Annotated in this window: 21 protein-coding genes and 3 tRNA genes; 19 read left to right on the forward strand and 5 right to left on the reverse strand. The window is 41.3% G+C overall.

Annotation, left to right across the window (positions count from 1 at the left end; translation table 11 throughout):
• Positions 1 to 77 precede the first annotated feature (77 nt).
• From AC5YCI_RS02240 to AC5YCI_RS02300, 13 genes are all read left to right on the forward strand, one after another.
• Positions 78 to 656, forward strand: a complete 579-nt coding sequence (locus tag AC5YCI_RS02240) for a nitroreductase family protein (protein ID WP_496128458.1) — start codon at positions 78 to 80, stop codon at positions 654 to 656.
• A gap of 9 nt (positions 657 to 665) precedes the next feature.
• Positions 666 to 1,739, forward strand: coding sequence for an NAD(P)H-dependent glycerol-3-phosphate dehydrogenase (locus tag AC5YCI_RS02245; RefSeq protein WP_496128459.1), 1,074 nt, complete (start codon positions 666 to 668; stop codon positions 1,737 to 1,739).
• 61 nt (positions 1,740 to 1,800) lie between these two features.
• Complete coding sequence (locus AC5YCI_RS02250) at positions 1,801 to 2,256, forward strand: SixA phosphatase family protein (RefSeq protein WP_496128460.1); 456 nt, start codon at positions 1,801 to 1,803, stop codon at positions 2,254 to 2,256.
• Positions 2,257 to 2,268: 12 nt separating this feature from the next.
• On the forward strand, positions 2,269 to 3,408 hold the full coding sequence (gene gspL, locus AC5YCI_RS02255; RefSeq protein ID WP_496128461.1) for a type II secretion system protein GspL: 1,140 nt from the start codon (positions 2,269 to 2,271) through the stop codon (positions 3,406 to 3,408).
• Positions 3,408 to 3,866, forward strand: a complete 459-nt coding sequence (locus AC5YCI_RS02260; RefSeq protein WP_496128462.1) for a type II secretion system protein M — start codon at positions 3,408 to 3,410, stop codon at positions 3,864 to 3,866. Before gspL ends, AC5YCI_RS02260 begins: the two co-directional genes overlap by 1 nt.
• Before the next feature lie 89 nt (positions 3,867 to 3,955).
• On the forward strand, positions 3,956 to 4,957 hold the full coding sequence (locus tag AC5YCI_RS02265; RefSeq protein WP_496128463.1) for a quinone-dependent dihydroorotate dehydrogenase: 1,002 nt from the start codon (positions 3,956 to 3,958) through the stop codon (positions 4,955 to 4,957).
• A gap of 6 nt (positions 4,958 to 4,963) precedes the next feature.
• The gene (locus AC5YCI_RS02270; RefSeq protein ID WP_496128464.1) at positions 4,964 to 5,518 is read left to right on the forward strand and encodes a CvpA family protein; all 555 of its coding nucleotides are present in this window, start codon (positions 4,964 to 4,966) and stop codon (positions 5,516 to 5,518) included.
• A 24-nt stretch (positions 5,519 to 5,542) separates the two neighbouring features.
• Positions 5,543 to 7,081: an amidophosphoribosyltransferase gene (gene purF / locus AC5YCI_RS02275; RefSeq protein WP_496128465.1), complete on the forward strand. Its 1,539-nt coding sequence runs from the start codon at positions 5,543 to 5,545 to the stop codon at positions 7,079 to 7,081.
• A gap of 87 nt (positions 7,082 to 7,168) precedes the next feature.
• Positions 7,169 to 9,058 (forward strand): M48 family metalloprotease, encoded by a 1,890-nt coding sequence (locus tag AC5YCI_RS02280; protein ID WP_496128466.1) that lies wholly within the window; start codon positions 7,169 to 7,171, stop codon positions 9,056 to 9,058.
• A gap of 96 nt (positions 9,059 to 9,154) precedes the next feature.
• A complete protein-coding gene (locus AC5YCI_RS02285; protein WP_496128467.1) occupies positions 9,155 to 9,826 on the forward strand; it encodes a hypothetical protein in 672 nt (223 codons plus the stop codon).
• A gap of 3 nt (positions 9,827 to 9,829) precedes the next feature.
• Entirely contained in the window at positions 9,830 to 10,786 is a 957-nt protein-coding gene (locus tag AC5YCI_RS02290) for a 2-hydroxyacid dehydrogenase (RefSeq protein ID WP_496128468.1), read from the forward strand.
• A gap of 76 nt (positions 10,787 to 10,862) precedes the next feature.
• Positions 10,863 to 12,302: a M48 family metalloprotease gene (locus AC5YCI_RS02295; protein WP_496128469.1), complete on the forward strand. Its 1,440-nt coding sequence runs from the start codon at positions 10,863 to 10,865 to the stop codon at positions 12,300 to 12,302.
• A 106-nt stretch (positions 12,303 to 12,408) separates the two neighbouring features.
• A complete protein-coding gene (locus AC5YCI_RS02300; RefSeq protein ID WP_496175143.1) occupies positions 12,409 to 12,756 on the forward strand; it encodes a hypothetical protein in 348 nt (115 codons plus the stop codon).
• A gap of 64 nt (positions 12,757 to 12,820) precedes the next feature.
• On the opposite strand, the gene AC5YCI_RS02305 is transcribed toward AC5YCI_RS02300, so the two are convergent.
• Together AC5YCI_RS02305 and rpsU are read right to left on the reverse strand one after the other, a co-directional pair.
• On the reverse strand, positions 12,821 to 13,267 hold the full coding sequence (locus tag AC5YCI_RS02305) for a GatB/YqeY domain-containing protein (protein WP_496128471.1): 447 nt from the start codon (positions 13,265 to 13,267) through the stop codon (positions 12,821 to 12,823).
• Positions 13,268 to 13,297: 30 nt separating this feature from the next.
• Positions 13,298 to 13,513, reverse strand: a complete 216-nt coding sequence (rpsU, locus tag AC5YCI_RS02310) for a 30S ribosomal protein S21 (protein WP_001136722.1) — start codon at positions 13,511 to 13,513, stop codon at positions 13,298 to 13,300.
• Positions 13,514 to 13,660: 147 nt separating this feature from the next.
• Here rpsU and tsaD point away from each other — a divergent pair, with 147 nt between their 5' ends.
• Positions 13,661 to 14,677, forward strand: coding sequence for a tRNA (adenosine(37)-N6)-threonylcarbamoyltransferase complex transferase subunit TsaD (gene tsaD / locus AC5YCI_RS02315; RefSeq protein ID WP_496128472.1), 1,017 nt, complete (start codon positions 13,661 to 13,663; stop codon positions 14,675 to 14,677).
• A 25-nt stretch (positions 14,678 to 14,702) separates the two neighbouring features.
• Here the strand turns inward: tsaD and AC5YCI_RS02320 are convergent, their stop codons facing one another.
• On the reverse strand, positions 14,703 to 15,470 hold the full coding sequence (locus AC5YCI_RS02320; RefSeq protein WP_496128473.1) for a hypothetical protein: 768 nt from the start codon (positions 15,468 to 15,470) through the stop codon (positions 14,703 to 14,705).
• 79 nt (positions 15,471 to 15,549) lie between these two features.
• A complete protein-coding gene (locus AC5YCI_RS02325; protein WP_496128474.1) occupies positions 15,550 to 16,422 on the reverse strand; it encodes an ATP-binding protein in 873 nt (290 codons plus the stop codon).
• Positions 16,423 to 16,551: 129 nt separating this feature from the next.
• Here AC5YCI_RS02325 and AC5YCI_RS02330 point away from each other — a divergent pair, with 129 nt between their 5' ends.
• From AC5YCI_RS02330 to AC5YCI_RS02350, 5 genes are all read left to right on the forward strand, one after another.
• Positions 16,552 to 18,066 (forward strand): DUF3336 domain-containing protein, encoded by a 1,515-nt coding sequence (locus AC5YCI_RS02330; protein WP_496128475.1) that lies wholly within the window; start codon positions 16,552 to 16,554, stop codon positions 18,064 to 18,066.
• A complete protein-coding gene (locus AC5YCI_RS02335; protein WP_496128476.1) occupies positions 18,038 to 18,847 on the forward strand; it encodes a protein kinase domain-containing protein in 810 nt (269 codons plus the stop codon). The genes AC5YCI_RS02330 and AC5YCI_RS02335 overlap by 29 nt, the downstream gene beginning before the upstream one ends.
• Before the next feature lie 97 nt (positions 18,848 to 18,944).
• Positions 18,945 to 19,029: transfer RNA gene (locus AC5YCI_RS02340), tRNA-Leu, on the forward strand.
• Positions 19,030 to 19,063: 34 nt separating this feature from the next.
• Positions 19,064 to 19,137: transfer RNA gene (locus AC5YCI_RS02345), tRNA-Trp, on the forward strand.
• A 33-nt stretch (positions 19,138 to 19,170) separates the two neighbouring features.
• A tRNA-Leu gene (locus tag AC5YCI_RS02350) sits at positions 19,171 to 19,255 on the forward strand.
• 141 nt (positions 19,256 to 19,396) lie between these two features.
• Here the strand turns inward: AC5YCI_RS02350 and AC5YCI_RS02355 are convergent.
• Positions 19,397 to 19,600, reverse strand: a complete 204-nt coding sequence (locus AC5YCI_RS02355; protein WP_496128477.1) for a hypothetical protein — start codon at positions 19,598 to 19,600, stop codon at positions 19,397 to 19,399.
• Between the last annotated feature and the right edge of the window lie 448 nt (positions 19,601 to 20,048).

The following is a 20,048-nucleotide window of genomic DNA, read 5'->3' on the forward strand; positions in this document are numbered from 1 at the left end:
ACAGTGAAAGATAGAGTAACTTTCTTAGTTTATGCTAATCTTGAATGATTAGTTAGGAACATAGAATTTAAGCTGCAATGACGGACTTAACCCAAGATTTGATTCATCAAAATATGCACCAACGTCAGTCGATTGGTCAGTTGATTGAACCTGCGCCCAATGCACAACAATTACAATATGCTTTTGAAGCAGCTTTAACTGCACCTGATCATCATCGTTTAAAACCGACGCGTTTTGTGGTAATTGAGCCTGAGCAGCGCGCCGCCTTTGGTGAATTATTGTCACAAGCATTAAGCGATTTAGGTGAAACTGAAGCAGCTCAAATTGAACGGGTAAAAAATCATCCTTTTCGGGCGCCACTGTTGGTGTTGGCACTCACTGAATTTAAAGACCATCCTAAAGTGCCGTATTTTGAACAAACTTTAAGTTCAGGGGCTGCTATTCAAAACTTTTTATTGTCCTTACAGGCACAAGGTTTTGCCAGTATGTGGCGTAGTGGTGCAGTCATTGAGTCCAAGCATTTTAAACAGGCTTTAGGGTTAAAAGACACAGACCTTATTTCAGGCATTATTTATATTGGTACCGCAGCTAAAACGATTGCAGCACGTCAGCCAATACAAGTTGCTGATTATGTGAGCAGCTGGCAGGCGCGATAGGAGTGACTGATGACAGAATTAAAATTTACCGACTTGCTTGAGCCTGTGGTCATGAATCAAAAGACTGCACTACGTGTGACAGTACTCGGTGGTGGTAGTTTTGGTACGGCCATGGCCAACACTGCAGCGCGTAATGGCTGCGATACCATGATTTGGATTCGTAATCCTGAAGTAGCAGAGGCGATTAACCAAACCCACCTTAATCAGCATTATTTACCCGATTTTTTACTCGAACAGAACTTACGTGCTGAATCGAATTTAGAGGCGGCAGTGCGTGATCGCGATATTATTTTGGTCGCAATTCCAAGTCATTCTTTCCGTAGCGTTTTACAACAAATTAAACCATTTATTAGCTCTCAGGCCGTGATTTCTTTAACCAAAGGCATTGAAGCAGAAACGTTTAGTTTTATGAGTGACATTATTCGCTCAGAATTACCAGAAGTGCCTTATGGGGTGTTATCAGGGCCAAACTTAGCCAAAGAAATTGTTGCAGGGCAGCCAGCTGGTACCGTGATTGCCAGTCAATCAGAACTGGTGCGTTATGCAGTACAGCAGGCCTTGCATAGTGCGCTATTTAGAGTCTTTGCCAGTGATGATGTACATGGTGTAGAACTGGGCGGCGCACTCAAAAATATTTATGCGGTGGCGATGGGAATTGCAGCAGCGTATAACGTGGGCGAAAACACCAAAAGTATGTTGCTGACCCGTGCTCTTGCAGAAATGAGCCGTTTTGCCGTGAAGCTCGGTGCTAACCCACTCACGTTCTTAGGTTTATCGGGTGTTGGCGATTTATTTGCGACGTGTAATAGCCCTTTAAGTCGAAACTACCAAGTGGGCTTTGCTTTGGGTAAAGGAAAAAGCTTAGAACAAGCCACCACTGAACTGGGTCAAACCGCAGAAGGGATCAACACCATTATTCAAGTGCGTAAACGTGCTCAAGAATTAGAGGTATATATGCCGATTACCACAGCACTGTATGCGGTAATTTTTGAAGGTGCGCCGCCATTGAGTGTTGCAGTGTCAATGATGAAAACAGGGCAGCGCAGTGATGTAGAGTTTGTCTTGCCACATTATGCAGTTTAAGCCATGACATTGTCATATTGACTTGATATTCTCAACATAATCAAAACGAAAAGGAATTTTTATGCAGCTGACTTTAGTGCGTCATGGTGAAGCACACCCTGCAATTGATGGTAATGATGATAAGCGTCCACTCACGCCACGTGGTCAAGCACAAGCCAAAGAGACTGCTACTGCATTGCAACAGTGGATTCAGCCTGATGTATTTGTGGTTAGTCCATTGCTGCGCGCGCAGCAAACCTTAAGCTATTTACAAACGCATTTTCCTGAAGTGCCTGTGGTGGTGTGTAATACCATTAAACCTGATGATGATGCCAAACTAGCAGTAGAGTGGCTGTCACAATTGCCTTATGAATCTATTGCGGTGGTATGTCATATGAATGTGGTGGGTTATATTGAGCAAATTTTATTGCAAGCGCCATTTCACCCATTTCAACTGGCAGAGGCACGTATCTATGAGCAAGCCGTGATTGCAGCAGGCTTATCTACCCGTCGTCAGCAATTTATTCCACAGGCATAAGGCGAAAGATTGATGTTGCAAATATGGATGCCAGAAGTAGATGGTTTATGGCATTACTCAATCGATCAAACGTGGTCGCAAGCATTAACGCTAGAGCAATTGATTCGCGAATTGAGTGTCTATCAAGGTCAAGATACTGCAGTGTATTTTCCGAGTCGACATGTGCAATTATTGCAACACACTTTAAGCAAAAGCCAGTACAAGCAGCTTGGTGCGCTTGGGGCAAGTTATATGCTAGAAGAGTATGTGGTGTTGCCACTAGATGCTATGCTGATCAAACAGCACTTTGTGCAGCCTGATCAGCTGTATATGTTGGCTATTGCCAAGAGCACCTTAGAGATGTTGCAAGGCGCTTTGACCTTGTTGCCGATTAAAGTCATGGCATTATTGCCTGACTTTTTGTTGCTTCCTGAACCTGCACCAAATCAGACGTATTTGTTGCATATGGCTGGACGTTTGTTGGCACGCGATAGTGTATATAGCGGCACATCCATTGATGACTTAAATCTCTATTTAGATTATCAAGATCCTGAGCGACATTATGCTCATCATGGGTTAACTGAAGCTCAGCTGTCCGCTTTGGTGGCGGTCAAAACACAAGATCAATATCAAGCATTCGATTACTGCTTAGCAGTGCCTAAACGTCCAGAGCGACATAGTTGGAATCTTATGGCGCGTCAAGTGCCTGAGCATACACGTTCTAAATATTGGGGGCTTTGTGCTGCTGTGCTTGGGGCAGTGATTGTGGCACAAGTGGCCGTAGATGCGTTACGTTGGTATCAGGCTAAAAATGTAGCAGAGCAAACAGCTGCACAAGCGTTAGAACAATATAAAGCGTGGTTTGGTGCCAATAGTCGTGTCAGTGAGCAAAATCTGAAAAGCCAGTTTGAAAGTCAGTTACGTCTCAATCAAAGCGTAGATACCCAAGCCTTAAATTTAATTTCCCGTGTAGCACCAATTTTAATGCAGCACCAAGTTTTAGCCCAACAAGTCAATTATGACGAGCAAGGTTTGAATCTGCAATTAAGCGCGGCATCGAGTCAAAAATTACAAGATTTAAACGCTCAGCTTGCCAAGCAAGGTTTCAAAGTGCAGCTAGGAAATATTAGTGCGCAAGGCAGTGAGGCCATAGGCCAGTTGAGTATTCAATAATGCAAGTATGGACACAATTTCAACAGCAACTTCATACAGCCTTAGAGCGTTTATCGGCACGTGAACGAGGTTTGGTGATTGGTACGGCCATTTTTGTGAGCTTAGCCCTTATGGGGAGCTTGTTATGGTCAGTGCATCAAGCAGCCACGCGTGAACAACAACGCGTGAACGATTTAAAAGATTTAATGGTGTGGATGCAAAGCAACGCTGTGAGCATGAAAGCCGATACAGATGGACAGTTATCCACACAGGATAAAATTCAGCGGGTGGCGCAGCAGCAAGGCTTAACCTTAAGTTCTATGCAACAAGGTGAGCAGATTCAAATTGTTGCAGTTCATGCCGAATATGCCGTACTGGCCAATCTGCTGTCACAGATGGCAAATATTGGGTTAAATCTTAAAAAAATCCAAATGCTTGAAGAAGGTGGTCAGCTCAAATTAACAGCAGTAGTCGAGTAGTTGGTAAAAATAAACATCTGCAAAGCATGGTTTTTTCCAAAATCCATGCCTATAATAAGCCGACTTAAAAGCTGTAGACTTTTGTAGATATGTTGTATTCTCTTGCCCGCCCTCTGTTGTTTTCTTTCGCACCGGAGCGTGCACATGAGCTCACATTATCCTTATTAAAATCAGCTCATAAGCTAGGGATGATGCGCCAAAACGTTGCTGCAAAACCAGTGATGTGTATGGGAATTGAGTTCCCAAACCCAGTCGGTTTAGCCGCAGGTTTAGACAAAAATGGTGCTTATATTGATGCTTTAGCCGGTTTAGGTTTTGGCTTTATTGAAATTGGTACCATCACCCCACGTCCACAAGCGGGCAATCCGCATCCACGTTTATTCCGTTTACCTGAAGCCAAAGCCATTATTAACCGTATGGGGTTTAATAATGATGGGGTAGACAAATTAGTTGAAAATGTCAAAGCGGCTAAATTCAAAGGCGTACTGGGGATCAATATTGGTAAAAATGCCGATACACCAGTTGAAAAAGCGGTAGATGACTATCTGATTTGTTTAGAAAAGGTATATAACTACGCGTCTTATGTGACAGTCAATATTTCTTCGCCAAACACCAAAAATTTACGTAGCTTACAAAGTGGTGATGCCTTAAGTGAACTACTGGATACACTGAAACAGCGTCAATTGGAGCTGGCTGAAGAACATCAACATTACGTGCCGATTGTATTAAAAGTGGCACCAGATTTAGAGCCAGAAGACATCGAATTTATTGCCAAACAGTTAATTGAATTTAAATTTGATGGTTTGATCGTGACCAATACCACTTTGTCGCGTGACGGCGTTGAAGGCTTGGCACACGGTGATGAAGCAGGTGGTTTATCTGGTCAGCCCGTATTTGAAAAAAGTACTGCATGTTTGGCGGCATTTGCTCAAGCCTTACAGGGACAAATTCCTTTAATTGGTGTGGGTGGTATTTTGGCAGGTGAACATGCCAAAGCTAAAAAAGATGCGGGTGCTAGCCTTGTACAAGTTTATAGTGGCCTCATCTATACTGGACCGACGCTAATTCAAGACTGTGTGAATGCACTGTAATTTAATATGAATGGTTTAGACCTATTTCTGCTGATCATTGTTGTGATTGGTGGACTCAATGGCCTGCGTCAGGGCTTTATTCAGGCCTTTGCCAATCTGGTAGGTTGGTTTTTGGCTTTGTTTATTGCTGCTAAATATGCCACCAGCTTAGCCCCTTTTATGGTGATGGCCAGCGATCCTGTGGTACAAAAAGTGGCAGCTTTTGCCCTGATTGTGTTGCTAATAGTCATTGCTACTTGGTTATTTACTGGTTTTCTCCAGCGAGTACTGCATCTTTTAAAACTAGGTCCACTCAATCGTTTAGCAGGCGCTGTCTTTGGCACGTTAAAGGCGTTGCTGGTGATTTTGATCCTGCTACAAACGCTCTCTCCTTGGGTGTCTAGTTCGCCAAAATGGCAGCAGTCAAGCTGGGTACAGGCCCTGTTGCCTTATGCCCCATGGGCGACTGAGCAGTCGAAAAAAGTCGTCGCTGAGGCTAAACAACATTTTAAAGAAGATCGCTCTTCTTTATCCTCTGAACGGGAAGATTCAGAGACTGCAACAAAAAATCCTTTTAATTAATCCTAGCTTGTCTGCGAGGTTGCTATGTGTGGAGTTGTTGGTATTGCTGGTAAAACAGCGGTTAACCAAATGTTGTTTGATGCATTAACGATGTTACAACATCGTGGACAAGATGCCGCAGGAATCGTCACTTGTCATGAAGGCCGTTTGTTCCTGCGTAAAGATACCGGTATGGTGCGTGATGTATTTCATACGCGTCATATGCGTGCTTTACAAGGTAACTACGGGATTGGTCATGTGCGCTACCCGACTGCAGGTTCATCAAGCAGTGCTGAAGCACAGCCATTTTATGTAAACTCTCCATACGGGATTACCCTTGCACACAATGGTAACCTGACCAATGCTGAAGAAATTCATGATGACCTGTTCAAAACTGACCTACGTCACATGAATACTAATTCAGATTCTGAAGTGTTACTTAATGTCATGGCACATGAGCTGCAAAAGCGTGGCAAATTAGAGCCAACTGCAGATGACATCTTCCAAGTCATTAGCCGTGTACATGAGCGTTGCCGTGGTGGTTATGCGGTGGTAAGTATGATCACCGATCAAGGTTTAGTGGGCTTTCGTGATCCAAACGGCATCCGTCCATTAATCTATGGTTCACGTGAGACAGAGCAAGGGATGGAATATATCATTGCTTCTGAATCGGTGGCGATTACCGCACTTGGCTTTAAAGTTGAGCGTGACATCGAACCAGGCGAAGCCATCTTTATTGATATGCAAGGTAATTTATCTACACATCAATGTGCTACAGCGCCGAGATATCGTCCATGTATCTTTGAATATGTGTATTTTGCCCGCCCAGATGCGACTATTGATGGTATTTCTGTGTACAAAGCACGCCTCAAAATGGGTGAAAAACTGGCACAGAAAATCCTGCGCGAGTGGGGTGATGAGCATGACATCGATGTGGTCATTCCAATTCCAGATACCTCACGTACTTCAGCGCTAGAACTTGCCAATACTTTAGGGGTGAAGTTCCGTGAAGGCTTTATGAAAAACCGTTATATCGGTCGTACCTTCATTATGCCGGGTCAGCAATTGCGTGAAAAATCAGTACGTCAAAAGCTAAACCCAGTCGAACTTGAATTCCGTGGTAAAAATGTATTGTTGGTGGATGACTCCATTGTACGTGGCACCACGTGTAATGAAATCATTCAAATGGCACGTGATTCTGGCGCGAAAAAAGTTTTCTTTGCTTCAGCAGCGCCGATGGTAAAATATCCAAACGTGTATGGTATTGATATGCCAGCCAAATCTGAATTGATTGCGTCTAATCGTAGCGTTGAAGAAATTCGTGAGATTATTGGTGCTGACCGTTTAATCTTCCAAGACTTAGACGATCTAAAAGGTGCAGTGCGTACCACCAAAGTACCTGAGTTACAAGAATTTGACTGCTCAGTGTTTGATGGCGTGTATGTGACTGGCGATATTGATGAGGCGTATTTAGATACCTTACAAAAGAGCCGTAACGACAGTGCCAAGAAGAAAAAAGATGGTTACATTGATGTCAATATTGATGCAGCATCAGTGGATTTAACTGGCGTGAAAGAAGCTTAAATTCAGTTAAATTTCAGTCAAAAAGCGGGAATTTCCCGCTTTTTTGCTTTATGATGTGGCTCAGCATATTAGCTTAGGGATCGGCAATTGCGAGATATTGGCGCCTTTAAAATCGAAAATAAAAATATCTTTTGGTCAGTGTTAATGAGCCTACTGGCTGTGGCGCTGACGCTATTTATTTTAAATACCGTGCTAGGTTTATTTGTCTATTATTTTAGTCCGCTTGAATCGATCTATTGGCACAGTTTGAGTCCTTATTGTGTTGGTATATTACTGGCGATTATGGCTGGCTCTTTGTGGTATGAATGTTATATTTTGCGCCGTGGTGGACACAGTTTAGCGGGGCAGTTGGGCGCACGTCGTCTGAGTATGATCAATAGCACACCTGAGGAATATTTGGCACTCAAGATGAATCAGCAATTGGCTGAGGAATTTTTAAATTCAGCACCAACCTTATACGTCTTACCCGATGAAGTGGGAGTAAATTTGCTGACTGCAGGCTTTAACTCACAAAATACGGTGATTATTTTAACTTGGGGTGCTTTACAAAACTTAGATGAACAAGAACTATATGGTTTATTGGCGCATGCCTTTAATCAAATTTTGCTAGGTGAGACACGTTATAATACCCAATTAAAGATTTTATATAGTAGCTTAATTACCTTTAGCCAAATTGGCAGTAAGGTGGCAAAAAAGGGCTTCCAACGTCATCGTGCCAATCGCTTACGTCATTTTGCCACGGTATATGTGGCGATTGGTGGGTTAATATGGTTAATTGGCAGCTTAGGGGTATTGATTACCCGTTTGTTCAAATACATCACCTTAAGCAGCAATACTTTTAAAAATGATGTAGCAACACAGCGTCTTGTACAGAGTACAGCCAATATCCAAACCCTATCACGTATTTATGTCCATCACGCTGGGTCACAAATTCATAGTGAATACTCGGAAAGTATTTCGCATTTATGCTTTGCTAATTCTTTAAGCCCACAAAGCTGGCTAAATATTCATCCTAGCATTCAGCAGCGGATTTTTGAGCTCAATCCGAGTCTGATTCAAGAGCTGCAATTGGATAATTTAAAGAAGCTACGTAGCCAACCTTTATATAGTCTATTTCGTTCTTTGGAAGAAACCGATGGTCAGTTTGATGCGCCGTGGACCTCACCTGAGCCATTACCTTTACTGCGTTTATCACCGATTAGCTTTGCCATTAAAGATGCGATTAAACCACTGAATCCTGAATTGCGTGCCAATATGGAGCGTCCTGAGCTGATTCAACGTGCCATGCAAACGGCAACAGGTTCGCGTGAGGTGATGGTGGCTATTTTAATGATTCGTCAGTATCGTGAGTTTATTCCATCAGATGCTGAAGTCAGTCGAGCCATTGTTGAATCTTTATTACATTTAGATGGCCGGGTACATATTGCGATTTTCTTGCAAGCCTGTAGGCATATGGGGCACATGCCAAAAACCATTGCACGGCAATTTTTAACTAAACTGGCTAAAATTATTCAAGAAGATGGCGAAATTGGCTTATTAGATGCCTTATTGTTAGAGCGGGTTAAGCATCAACTGGATTTATTACCTGAACAGCGGCCAACAGCCTTAATCGAAGTCAAACCACAAATTGTACGTTTGATTGATGCGCTGTTGCATGTACAACAAATTAATAGCGACAATCAGATGGATGTGCGTGAGCAAATTCTAGCGCGTATTTTAACTGCCCAAGAACTGAGTCAGTTTGAAGAAGTTTCCGATGAACCGTTGGACTTAGCAGAAATATTAAATGATATTGCAGGCTTACTGCTACGTGAGCGCTTAAGCATTTTAGGTATTGCTGAAATTTGTCTGTGGCATGATCGAATTATCACCCAAGATGAGTTGGATGTTTTGGAATTATTGTATTGGCGTTTGGGCTTTGATACCCGTGAAATTACCGAGCAAATGCAAAAGAAAAATAGCTTAATGATTGTATAACATAGATGTGCGCTGAATAAGCAGAAAGCCCGCAGAAACTACAGCAAAAGCTGCGTATTCTCGTTAGAATACTCGCTTAGCGTGAGAGTAATAATCATGATTGGCCAGCAACGTCAAATTTTAACCGATTTAGGAATTGATTTATGGATTCCTCGGGATGTTGCATGCCAAAATTTGACTGCGCCCTCAATTTGGCGAGATCAAGCAGTAGAACCCCTACACCAATGGGCTGTAATTGACAGCGAGCCGCAGGTGGAAATTCCTTCTAGCCCCATTGAGCAGCCTAAACCTGTACCTCAGAGCAAACCTGAGCCTGAAGCTGATGTCAAACTGCTTGAACCACACACAACAAAGCTCACACACGAAGCCGTTCAAAGCATTCCTGAACAGAACAACACAGCACACGATTTAGGCAGTTTTGAACTACAACTTTTAGAATTAGCCCAATGTGCCATTGTGATTGATGCCAGCCAACTCTCTACAGCGGCACAACAACTATGGGCCAATATTAATCAAGCGCTACAAGCACAATACCAACAACTCAATTGGCCATTTCCTTTACTCAATCTACAAGATAGCAATGGCGCACACAGCTATGTGGAAGGTTTTTTAGATGCACATAGTGTAGATAGACCACTGATTAGCTTGGGTGACTTACCATATTTACATCCAAAAGCACTGCGATTGCCGAGCCTAGACAACATGCTCGCCAAGCCAATGTTAAAAAAACAATTATGGCAGTTGATACAAAACAACAAACAAGGGTAAAACATGCAAAAGGTAGTGGTATTTAGTCAGCTTGATGCTGAAATTTTGGCACGTCTAGAAAAAACTTATCATGTAGTACATATCAACCCCAAGCTTGGGGATGTAAATGCACAAATTTTGCAACATGTACAAGATGCTGACGGTATGATTGGCGCAGGTCGTGTTTTAAATGCTAAAAATCTACAGGGTGCGACACGCTTAAAGGTCATTTCGAGTGTCAGTGTCGGCTATGACAACTATGATTTAGATTATTTAAGCCAACAGGGGATCTATTTGTGTCATACCCCACAGGTATTGACTGAAACGACCGCCGATTTAGCCTTTACTTTATTAATGAGCGCTGCGCGTCAAGTAGCACATTTAGATGCTTGGACCAAAAGCGGACAATGGCAACGTACAGTTTCTGCAGCACAATTTGGTCAAGATGTCTTTGGAAAAACTTTAGGCATTATTGGTTTGGGGCATATTGGTGCTGCCATTGCACGTCGTGGTTTTCACGGCTTTAATATGAATATTTTATATCATAACCGTCGTCCAAAACCTGAAATTGCTGAAAGCCTAAATGCAGATTATTGTGAACTTAATGATTTGCTACAGCGTGCAGATTTTGTGGTGCTGGCAGTTGATCTTAATGCAGCGTCTAAGACCTTAATTGGAGCTGATGAATTGGCGTTAATGCAAAAACATGCGGTATTGGTCAATATTGCGCGTGGTGCGGTAATTGATGAACAGGCTTTAATTCAGGCCTTGAAAGCTGGACAAATTTTTGCTGCTGGTTTAGATGTTTATCAGCAAGAACCGTTACAAAGTTCTGAATTATTTAGTTTAGCCAATGTGGTGACCTTGCCACATATTGGCTCAGCCACTTTAAGTACACGCAAAAAAATGGCTGAATTGGCCTATCAAAATCTCGTCGATGCTTTAGAGGGGCGCACACCACGCTATGTGGTCCAGCCTTAAGTAACACTTTATTGCAAACCCTGTAACCTTAAGATGCTATAGTCAGGCCAAATTGCATCAAGTTGGGGGGATTGCATTGAAAGCTTGTACAGCCTTAGGTTTAGCCACATTACTCAGTTTAAGCGCTGCCAATACCACTGCATTTGAGCCCCATGTTCAATTTCATGTGCCTGAAATTGGCAGTGGTGTTGGCTTCATCGATCAGCATAAAGAGCATATGATTGGTGAAAAAGTCTATCGTGAAGTACAACGCCAATTGCCCATATTGAATAATCCATGGCTTGAAGATCAATTATTTAGCACATTTTCCCATATTTTAAGCCAGACCCAATTGTCTAAACCCATCGCTTTAGTAATTGTCAATGATCCACAAATTAATGCCTTTGCAGTACCTGGGGGATTATTTGCCTTAAATACAGGTTTACTTAACTCTGCCAAAAATATGGATGAAGTGGCAGGCGTAATGGCCCATGAAATTGCCCATGTGACTCAGCGTCATTACAGTCGTTCTCAAGAAGCTTTTAAAGGGCAAGGGTTATTGGCTTTAGCCGGGATTGTGGTCGGGGCATTGGTGGCCAGTCAAGCCGATGGCGATGTGGGTAATGCGGTAATGATGGGTACCCAAGCAGCTTTGGTCGATCGTCAGTTATCTTATAGCCGTAATCAAGAGCGGGAAGCAGACCGTATTGGTATGCAATTGATGTACAGTGCAGGCTATAACCCGCAAAGTATGGCTGATTTTTTTGAGACCATGCACCGTGCGACTAGTCGTTTAAGCTTTATGCCTGATTTCTGGCTGACTCATCCTTTAACCACAGAACGTATGAGTGAAGCCCGCTTACGTGCCAACCAGATGCCGAAAGTGAACAGCAGTTTGTATGATGAAGACTTTGAGATCATGCGTTTATATAGCATGGTGATGTCTAAACAAGCCAATGAGCAGCAATTAAAAACCATGGCAGCAGATGCGAAAAGATTAGCCCCGCAGTTGGCACTTGCAGCTTTTTATATAGAAAAAGGCGAGTTCAATCACGCGCAAAACATCTTAAATCAATTAAAACCACAACAGCGGCTGCATAATTTATCTCTGCTTTTACAAACAGACGTTTACTTAGGGCAAAACAAGATCACTTTAGCCCTCAAAACAATTCAATCACCCGCTGCAATTATGCCGGAAAATCGAGCTTTAAATTATAAACATGCTGAAGTTTTAATTCGTGCTGGACAACTTCATGACGCTGAGCGGATTTTGAAGCATTTTGTTAAAAGCAATGCGCGTGATGTTTATGCGTGGCAATTGTTACAACGTATTGCAGATGCTGATAAAGCTTCGCCGATACGCAGTGTCAATGTATTGCGTTATCGCGCTGAAGCAGAATATTGGTCGGGTTTAGAAGAAAATGGCATAAAATCTTTATTACAAGCACAACGCTTAGCCAAGGATAATCAAGTTTTATCTTTGACGATTAAAACGCGTTTGGAGCAAATGCAAAAGGAACATCGGATGAAAATTTAACTGCTGAAAGCTTAAGCACCCTAAGCTAGACAGTAAACACAGAAGATTTACAATGTTTGAGCAGTATTTTAATCAGTATAACGTTAAGAGACTTATGAATAAATTCATGTTGAGCAGCATATTGCTGTTGGGGATTAGTACAGCCAGTATGGCGGGCAGTGTAGAACAATATGTAAAAATGGTGGGTATGGCCAATAGTCAATTTCAAAAAAATAGCCGTAGTTTCTTTAATGCGCTTGATCCACAGCAGCAGGCATTTAGTATTCAACAACAACAGCAATACTGTCAGCTTGTGCAGGACTATGTCGATGATTTATATACAGCAGTAGAGCAAAATTTAGATATTTTTAGAAGTCAGAAGGCCTATACTAAGGCAGATGTGATTAATGAAGTGCTGTCAAAGCGAGAAATGCAGACGCTGGCGCAATATGGCGTGAAATGCCAATTAAAATAATATTTGGCGTGAACTGTCTTAAGTGATAAGGCAGTTCAAGCAACGTCGATCTCAAAAATCAGTTTTAAGCAAGTTTTGCTTTAATTTTGGCAGATACTTGTGCAGGATCGGCGCGTCCGGCTATGAGCGGACGCAGAGAATTCATCACCTTACCCATATCTTTCATGCTAGTCGCTTGCTGCGCTTCGATGGTTTGCGCAATAAGGGAATCAAGCTCATCCTCAGTCATAGCTTCTGGTAGAAATTGCGATAACACTTCAATTTCGGCTTGTTCTTTACTAGCTAAATCTTCGCGGTTCGCGCCTAAAAAGGCTTTCACCGACTCTTTACGTTGTTTGATTTGCTTTTCAATGACCGCAAGAACTTGCGCGTCGTCAAGTTCAACGCGATCATCGACTTCGATTTGCTTAATTGCTGCCTGCAGACCACGGATCACCGTCAACTTATTCATTTCTTTAGCACGCATTGTTGCTTTTAAAACTTCAGAGATTTGGCTTTTTAAAGTAGTCATTATTATATCCAGGCAGTAATCACAAATTAATTAGTAAAGGCGAGTTGTACGTACTGATTCACGCGCCAATTTCTTTTGGTAGCGTTTAACAGCAGCAGCTTTTTTGCGCTTACGTTCTTGAGTTGGTTTCTCGTAGAATTCACGTTTACGAACGTCAGCTAAAACACCCGCTTTTTCGCAAGAACGTTTAAAACGACGGATAGCTACGTCTACTGGTTCGCCTTCTTTCAATTTAACTTGTGGCATGAAGAATCCTCAATTAAGTTATGGATAAGATCAGAGGCGAAATTGCCTAAGATCACAAGTGAAGGACAATATTTTACTCATTTACATCTCATACCACAAGTCTATAATACGCTTGCATTTGATTTGATATAGGTTATAGGCAGTTTAATGATCGTTTTAGGCTTAGAAACTTCGTGTGATGAGACTGGACTGGCATTGTATGACAGTGAGCAAGGATTACGCGGTCAGGTGCTATACAGCCAGATTAAACTGCATGCCGAGTACGGTGGGGTAGTTCCTGAGCTAGCATCGCGTGACCATGTACGTAAATTAATTCCGCTCATGAATCAGTTATTGGTAGATTCAGGGGTGAAAAAATTAGAAATTGATGCGGTGGCATATACCCGTGGTCCAGGTCTGATGGGTGCACTCATGACGGGTGCGTTGTTTGGTCGAACCTTGGCATTTGCCTTAAATAAGCCTGCGATAGGTGTGCATCATATGGAAGGACATATGCTGGCGCCATTGTTATCAGAAACACCGCCAGAATTTCCGTTTGTAGCACTGTTGGTTTCAGGTGGGCATTCGCAGTTGATGGCGGCTTATGGTATTGGTCAATACGAGCTTTTAGGTGAATCGATTGACGATGCGGCAGGTGAAGCCTTTGATAAAGTCGCGAAAATGATGGGTCTACCTTATCCAGGTGGACCAAACATTTCTAAATTGGCAGAACATGGCGATCCAAATGCGTTTGCATTCCCACGTCCAATGTTGCACCAAGATTTAACTTTTTCATTTAGTGGTTTAAAAACAGCTGTTTCGGTACAAATGAAAAAGTTGGGTGACGAAAACCGTGATGCAGATATTGCTGCAAGCTTCCAAGAAGCGATTGTAGATACATTAGTCAAAAAGTCAGTCAAGGCACTGAAGCAAACGAGTTTAAAACGATTGGTCATTGCAGGTGGGGTGAGTGCCAATAAGCGTTTACGTGAGCGTTTAGAAGCCGACTTAGCCAAGATTCGCGCATCTGTGTATTATGCAGAGCCTGCATTATGTACTGATAACGGTGCCATGATTGCCTTTGCGGGTTATCAACGTTTAAAAGCAGGTCAAAATGATGGTTTAGCGGTCACCACAACACCACGTTGGCCGATGACGGAATTAACCAATCCAAGTCAAGCATAAGCTTTGCGGATTAAAAAAGAGGCATTTAGCCTCTTTCTTTATTTTGTCTTTCAGATTTTAAATGATCACTTACTTCATTAAAATTGCCTTTTAATAGATGAGGCATATTTATCCAAAAATTTGAAATAGACGCAGAAAAAGCTTTAATATGTTGGATATTGACGTTTAGATCACGATAATCAATGTAATGTCTTTCGAAGACATCATCTACAAAATTTGCATCAAGATACTCAGGGTTTTGTTGTTTTAACTTTTCCAACGATTGACCATCGCCATGTTTATAAACGTTTACAATATATTGTAATGTCATTAATTTTTCTGAATATTCAGCTGCCTTGATTTCCCATCCAAATACTTCACACAAACTCATTATCTGGTTAAGACTCAAATCCCATATACTATCCTTAGATTTTTCCCAAAAATTATAAATGTTCAGCTCTTTGATTAGCCATTTACGGAAAGTCTTATCCCAATGGTGAAAAAATAAAGCTAATGTATTGAGATACACATCTTTTTTCATATCGCTGATCAAGTCATAAAACTGATAGGCTTCATTAAATGAGTCCTCATATATTTGCTGTGACATATCAATAAAAATTGAATGATCTTCTTCGTGAGCAAGGTGTGCTAAACAAGAAGTAGTATATTCCCCTAGAAACTCATCTGTTTCACGTTCTATGTGATCAAAGTTTCTTAATATTCTCTTTACAGAGTGTTGATATAGAAATTCATTCTGTTCAATGAAGTGTTTAATTTCAGGAGTGTATGTGAGTATTGTTATTCTGGTATGCATAGTCTTGTTATCTTTAAAGAAGAGACAGGAGCCTCTTCTTTTGTATATTGGTTTAGTGAAATATATAGGCGATTTTATCTCATTGCTGTGCGAGTTGCTGCGAACCAATCCAATGTTTAGAAAACTGATACGCTGAACGACCTGAACGCTGCCCACGACTTTGACACCAACGTAAAGCTTCAGCGCGTGCCTCTGCAGTCATAGTCATATCGGCTCGCTGTAAATAATGCTCCACAATCTCTAAGTATAAATTTTGATCCATTGGATAAAAAGACAACCACAAACCAAAACGATCTGACAATGAAATTTTCTCTTCAATTGCTTCTTGCGGATGCAACTCATGGTGCTGAGGAACATCTGCTTTCAATACTGGTGTATTCTCATGCATAAATTCAGGTAACAAATGACGACGGTTACTGGTGGCATAAATTACAAAATTACTTGAACCTGATTGTAAAGAACCATCTAAAACACTTTTTAAACTACGGTAATTTTCATCTTCTGCGTTAAAGGCTAAATCATCACAATACACAATAAACTTTTCAGGACGATCTTGAATTAAAGCCTGAATTAAAGGCAGGTCACGTAAGTCATCACGCTCAATTTCAATGAGACGTAAACCTTGGCTGCTATATTCAGTTAGGAGTGCCCGCACAATTGAGGATTTACCCGTGCCGCGTGAGCCAGTGAGTAAGACATCATTAGCAGGCAACCCTTGTAAAAATTGTAAGGTGTTTTGCACCACTTTTTGCTTTTGACGGTCAATCCCTTTTAAATCTTCAAGCTGCATTTGACGTGGGTGAGTAATGCCTTTGAGTTCACCATTTTGCCATTTAAATGCAGTATAAGAAAAATCAGGGGCTTGCTTTACAGCAGGCAAGAATTGCTGCAATTGCTGTAAAACTTGATTTAAACTTTGTAGGACAGAATCAGAGAGTTGAATGCTAGACATAGTTGTAAAGTAAAGGTCGCTAAAATATAAGCAAAACTCTATATCAACTGACTCAGATTTACTAATACAATTGGGCAATAGCCATTATAAAAAAGCGTGTGCAGTGTTGCGACGTGGTAGGGAGTGTTTATGTTGTTTCAAGAATTTATACAGCGTGGCCAATCGCATCAGGTGTATCGGATTAAACAACTGAAACAGCAACTTGAACATGCAGACAGTTATGAAGAGTGGAAAGCAATCGCCTTAAAAATTGATGAGGCTTCTGGTGCCCAAGAATGGAAATATGATAACTGCTCACCTTATTTTGACGCAGAGGTCATTGCTTACCGTTTAACCATGCTTAAACGCTACCGCAGTCTGCAGCGCTGCCGTGACTTAATCTATATATTACGTGAAGGTTTAACTTATGATGTGGCTAATATTGCCCATCCGCTGTTGTTTAGTGCGACTTATGTAGGTACCAAACGTATTATTGAGGATTATATTGAAGAGGTGAGTCAAAGTTTAGCTTTTATTGCCTCGGATGCGTGTACTGAGCTAAGTCGTACAGAAAAAATTGAGTTTTTTCAGCATGCTCAGCAAGCTTATGGTCAACCCGCCTTGATGTTCTCTGGTGGCTCCACCTTAGGTTTATTTCATACTGGTGTATGTAAGGCGCTACTTGAACAAGATCTTATGCCTAAAGTGTTGTCGGGTTCAAGTGCAGGTGCAATAGTCACGTCTATGATTGGATTAAGTAAACCTACTGAAATACTTGATGTATTAAGTGGGGAGCATTTAATGAGTGAAGCATTTAAGTTTCGCAAATTGGGGCAGATTTTGCGTGGTAAAGGCGGCATTGCTGATGTAAAACATTTAAAAAAATTTTTAGTCAGTAATATGGGGGATGTTAGCTTTGAAGAGGCTTATAAGAATTCAGGTTTACATATTAATGTTGCAGTTGCACCTTATGATGCCTCACAAGATGCACGAATTATGAATAATCTTACTTCACCTGATTTATTGGTCTGGAGTGCGGTATTGGCTTCTTGTGCTGTACCGATTTTATTCCCACCTGTTAAACTCACCAGTAAACGCTACGATGGCCAGCATACCCCCTATATGGCCAGTACACGTTGGGTGGATGGCAGCGTGCGCAGTGATTTCCCACAAGAAAAAATGGCAAGGCTATATAACATTAATTATACCATTGCCAGTCAAACCAATCCGCATGTGGTACCGTTTATGCAGACTGATGCAGAGCGCTATCGTAAAGATATTATTAGTTGGCCAGAACGTATTATTCGCCGTCAAGGCAAGGTGCTGACCCGTGGTGTACTCGATTTTACCCGTGAGCGTATGGGCAGTGTGCCTGCTGTGCGCCGTGTTTTAGATCATAGTTATGGTGTGATTGATCAGCGCTATTATGGGGATTTAAATATTTTTGGACATTATAGTTTGCGTCATTATTATTATTTAATGCAAAACCCACGGCCGCATTTGTTTAAACTATTACAGCGTGAGGGAGAGCGGGCCACATGGCCAAAAATTTCGGCCATTGAAACGCATGCACGTATCGGTAAAACCATTCAGCACTGTTTAGAGCTGTTAAATTTTCAAAAAGACCCACAGCAGCATGCCCAAGCAGAATACATTGCAGTTTAATGTGCAGGATTTACCACAGGCCAACTGGCAGTTAAGGACAAAATCACGAAGCTTAACTTTTGGGCGTAGGCTGTATCAAATTCAAGTGCAGCATAAGTTGTACTGGCTCAAGGTGCAATATAAAGAAGTGCATCCGAGTGTAGAGCAACATTATCTTCGTGAAGTTGAATTTTATAGGGGTAATTCTCACTTAAATTGTCTATTGCCTATTCAATATGTTGATCTCACACAGCAATTAGAGTTTAAGCAAACTTATACCAGTTTTATGTTGCCCCATGCTACGCCATGGCTTGTACCAGTTGAAGATTTAACTGCGAATGAGATTAAAATGAAAATATTAAGCATGCTGAGTTGTATGGAGGAGCTGGCTCAACACGGCTTTATTCATGCTGACCTTAAGCATGAGCATTTTGTGCAGTGGCAGGGCCACCTGAAGCTGTTAGATTTTGAACATGTACAGGCGATTGCGACGCCAGATCAAAAGCTAAGTGCGACACCGCGCTATATGGCACCTGAATTATTTCATGCTGAGGCAAAAAGCTTACAAACTGATTTGTATGCTTTAGGGATTATTCTGTATGAATGGCTCAGTGGTCAGCGTTTGAGTGCATCTAGTTATACGGATTGGGCTTATTTACATTGTCAGCACTTACGGATTGAGCTGCCACAGGCCTATCAGTGTTTCTTAGAACCAATATTGGGCTTAACGGCCAAGCTTAAAGCTGCACGTTTTGCAGATATTAAGACAGTAAAGCAGGCAATTGAGCAGATAAAATGCTAAAAAACACGAGCTTTGCTCTATATTTAAGCAGTTAAGCACTTTATTTTAAAAAAGTACTTGTCATTGAAAAATGATCTCTATAATATACACAGCCATCGGGGACGTGGCGAAATTGGTAGACGCACTGGATTTAGGTTCCAGCGCCGCGAGGTGTGAGAGTTCGAGTCTCTCCGTCCCCACCAATTTACTTGAGTAATTGAGTAAAATGGCCGAAGTAGAGGATTGGTGTAATGGTAGCATGACGGTCTCCAAAACCGTTCGTCAAGGTTCGAGTCCTTGATCCTCTGCCAACTTAAAGTCTAACACGATGTTAGCACCCTGATGGGGACGTGGCGAAATTGGTAGACGCACTGGATTTAGGTTCCAGCGCCGCGAGGTGTGAGAGTTCGAGTCTCTCCGTCCCCACCATCATATTGAAGCAAGGTTTAAGACCTTGCTTTTTTATTGCCTAAAATTTAACACATAATAAAAAAGCCCCATGTATGGGGCTTTCATTGAAGTGCAATGGCAACTCAATGAGGTTCTCTTAATAAACGTGAGGGTAGCAGGTTAAGCTTTTAAATGGTCCTCGAATTCTTCCCCAAGCTGTAGTGCTAAGGCATTACCAGCAAGATCACAAGTGACTAAACCATACTCTTTTTTAAAGCTAAAGGTAAAACCTCGGTTATCCGCTAAAGTTTTGACTGAATACCCCAATTTTTCTAACCAAATACGAAATGCTGTTAAATTTTTTGCCTTAACTACTTTTTTCACGAGAGAACTCCTGTATATCTTGTCTGTGACTTAATAATATTAATAGGGATGCAGATGAAATTTTTAAAGGGGAAATTTGTATTTTTCTGTTAAATAATATTTGAAACATAATTTCTTTGTTTTAAATAGGCCTATTATTTTGCTGGAAAATTGGATTAAGGAGGGATATTAAATTGTAGATAAAATAATCAAAATTAATGCTGAGCATTGATTGTGTTAATTTATATAAGACATTGATTGTAATGATATAAAATTTTAATTTCTGTGCTTTAACATGAATAACTTTATTTAAAGTTAAAAAAAGTAGTTTAGTATAATCTTAATCTTTAAAAAATTAGTGCATCAAGAACGTAAATTTTGACTCATTATTTAAGCTTTAAAAAATATGAAACATTTTATTAAATTAATTAAATATGCATCATATTGAGCAAACTTCAATGTTGTCTAT

The organism is Acinetobacter sp. CY17 (assembly GCF_059515825.1).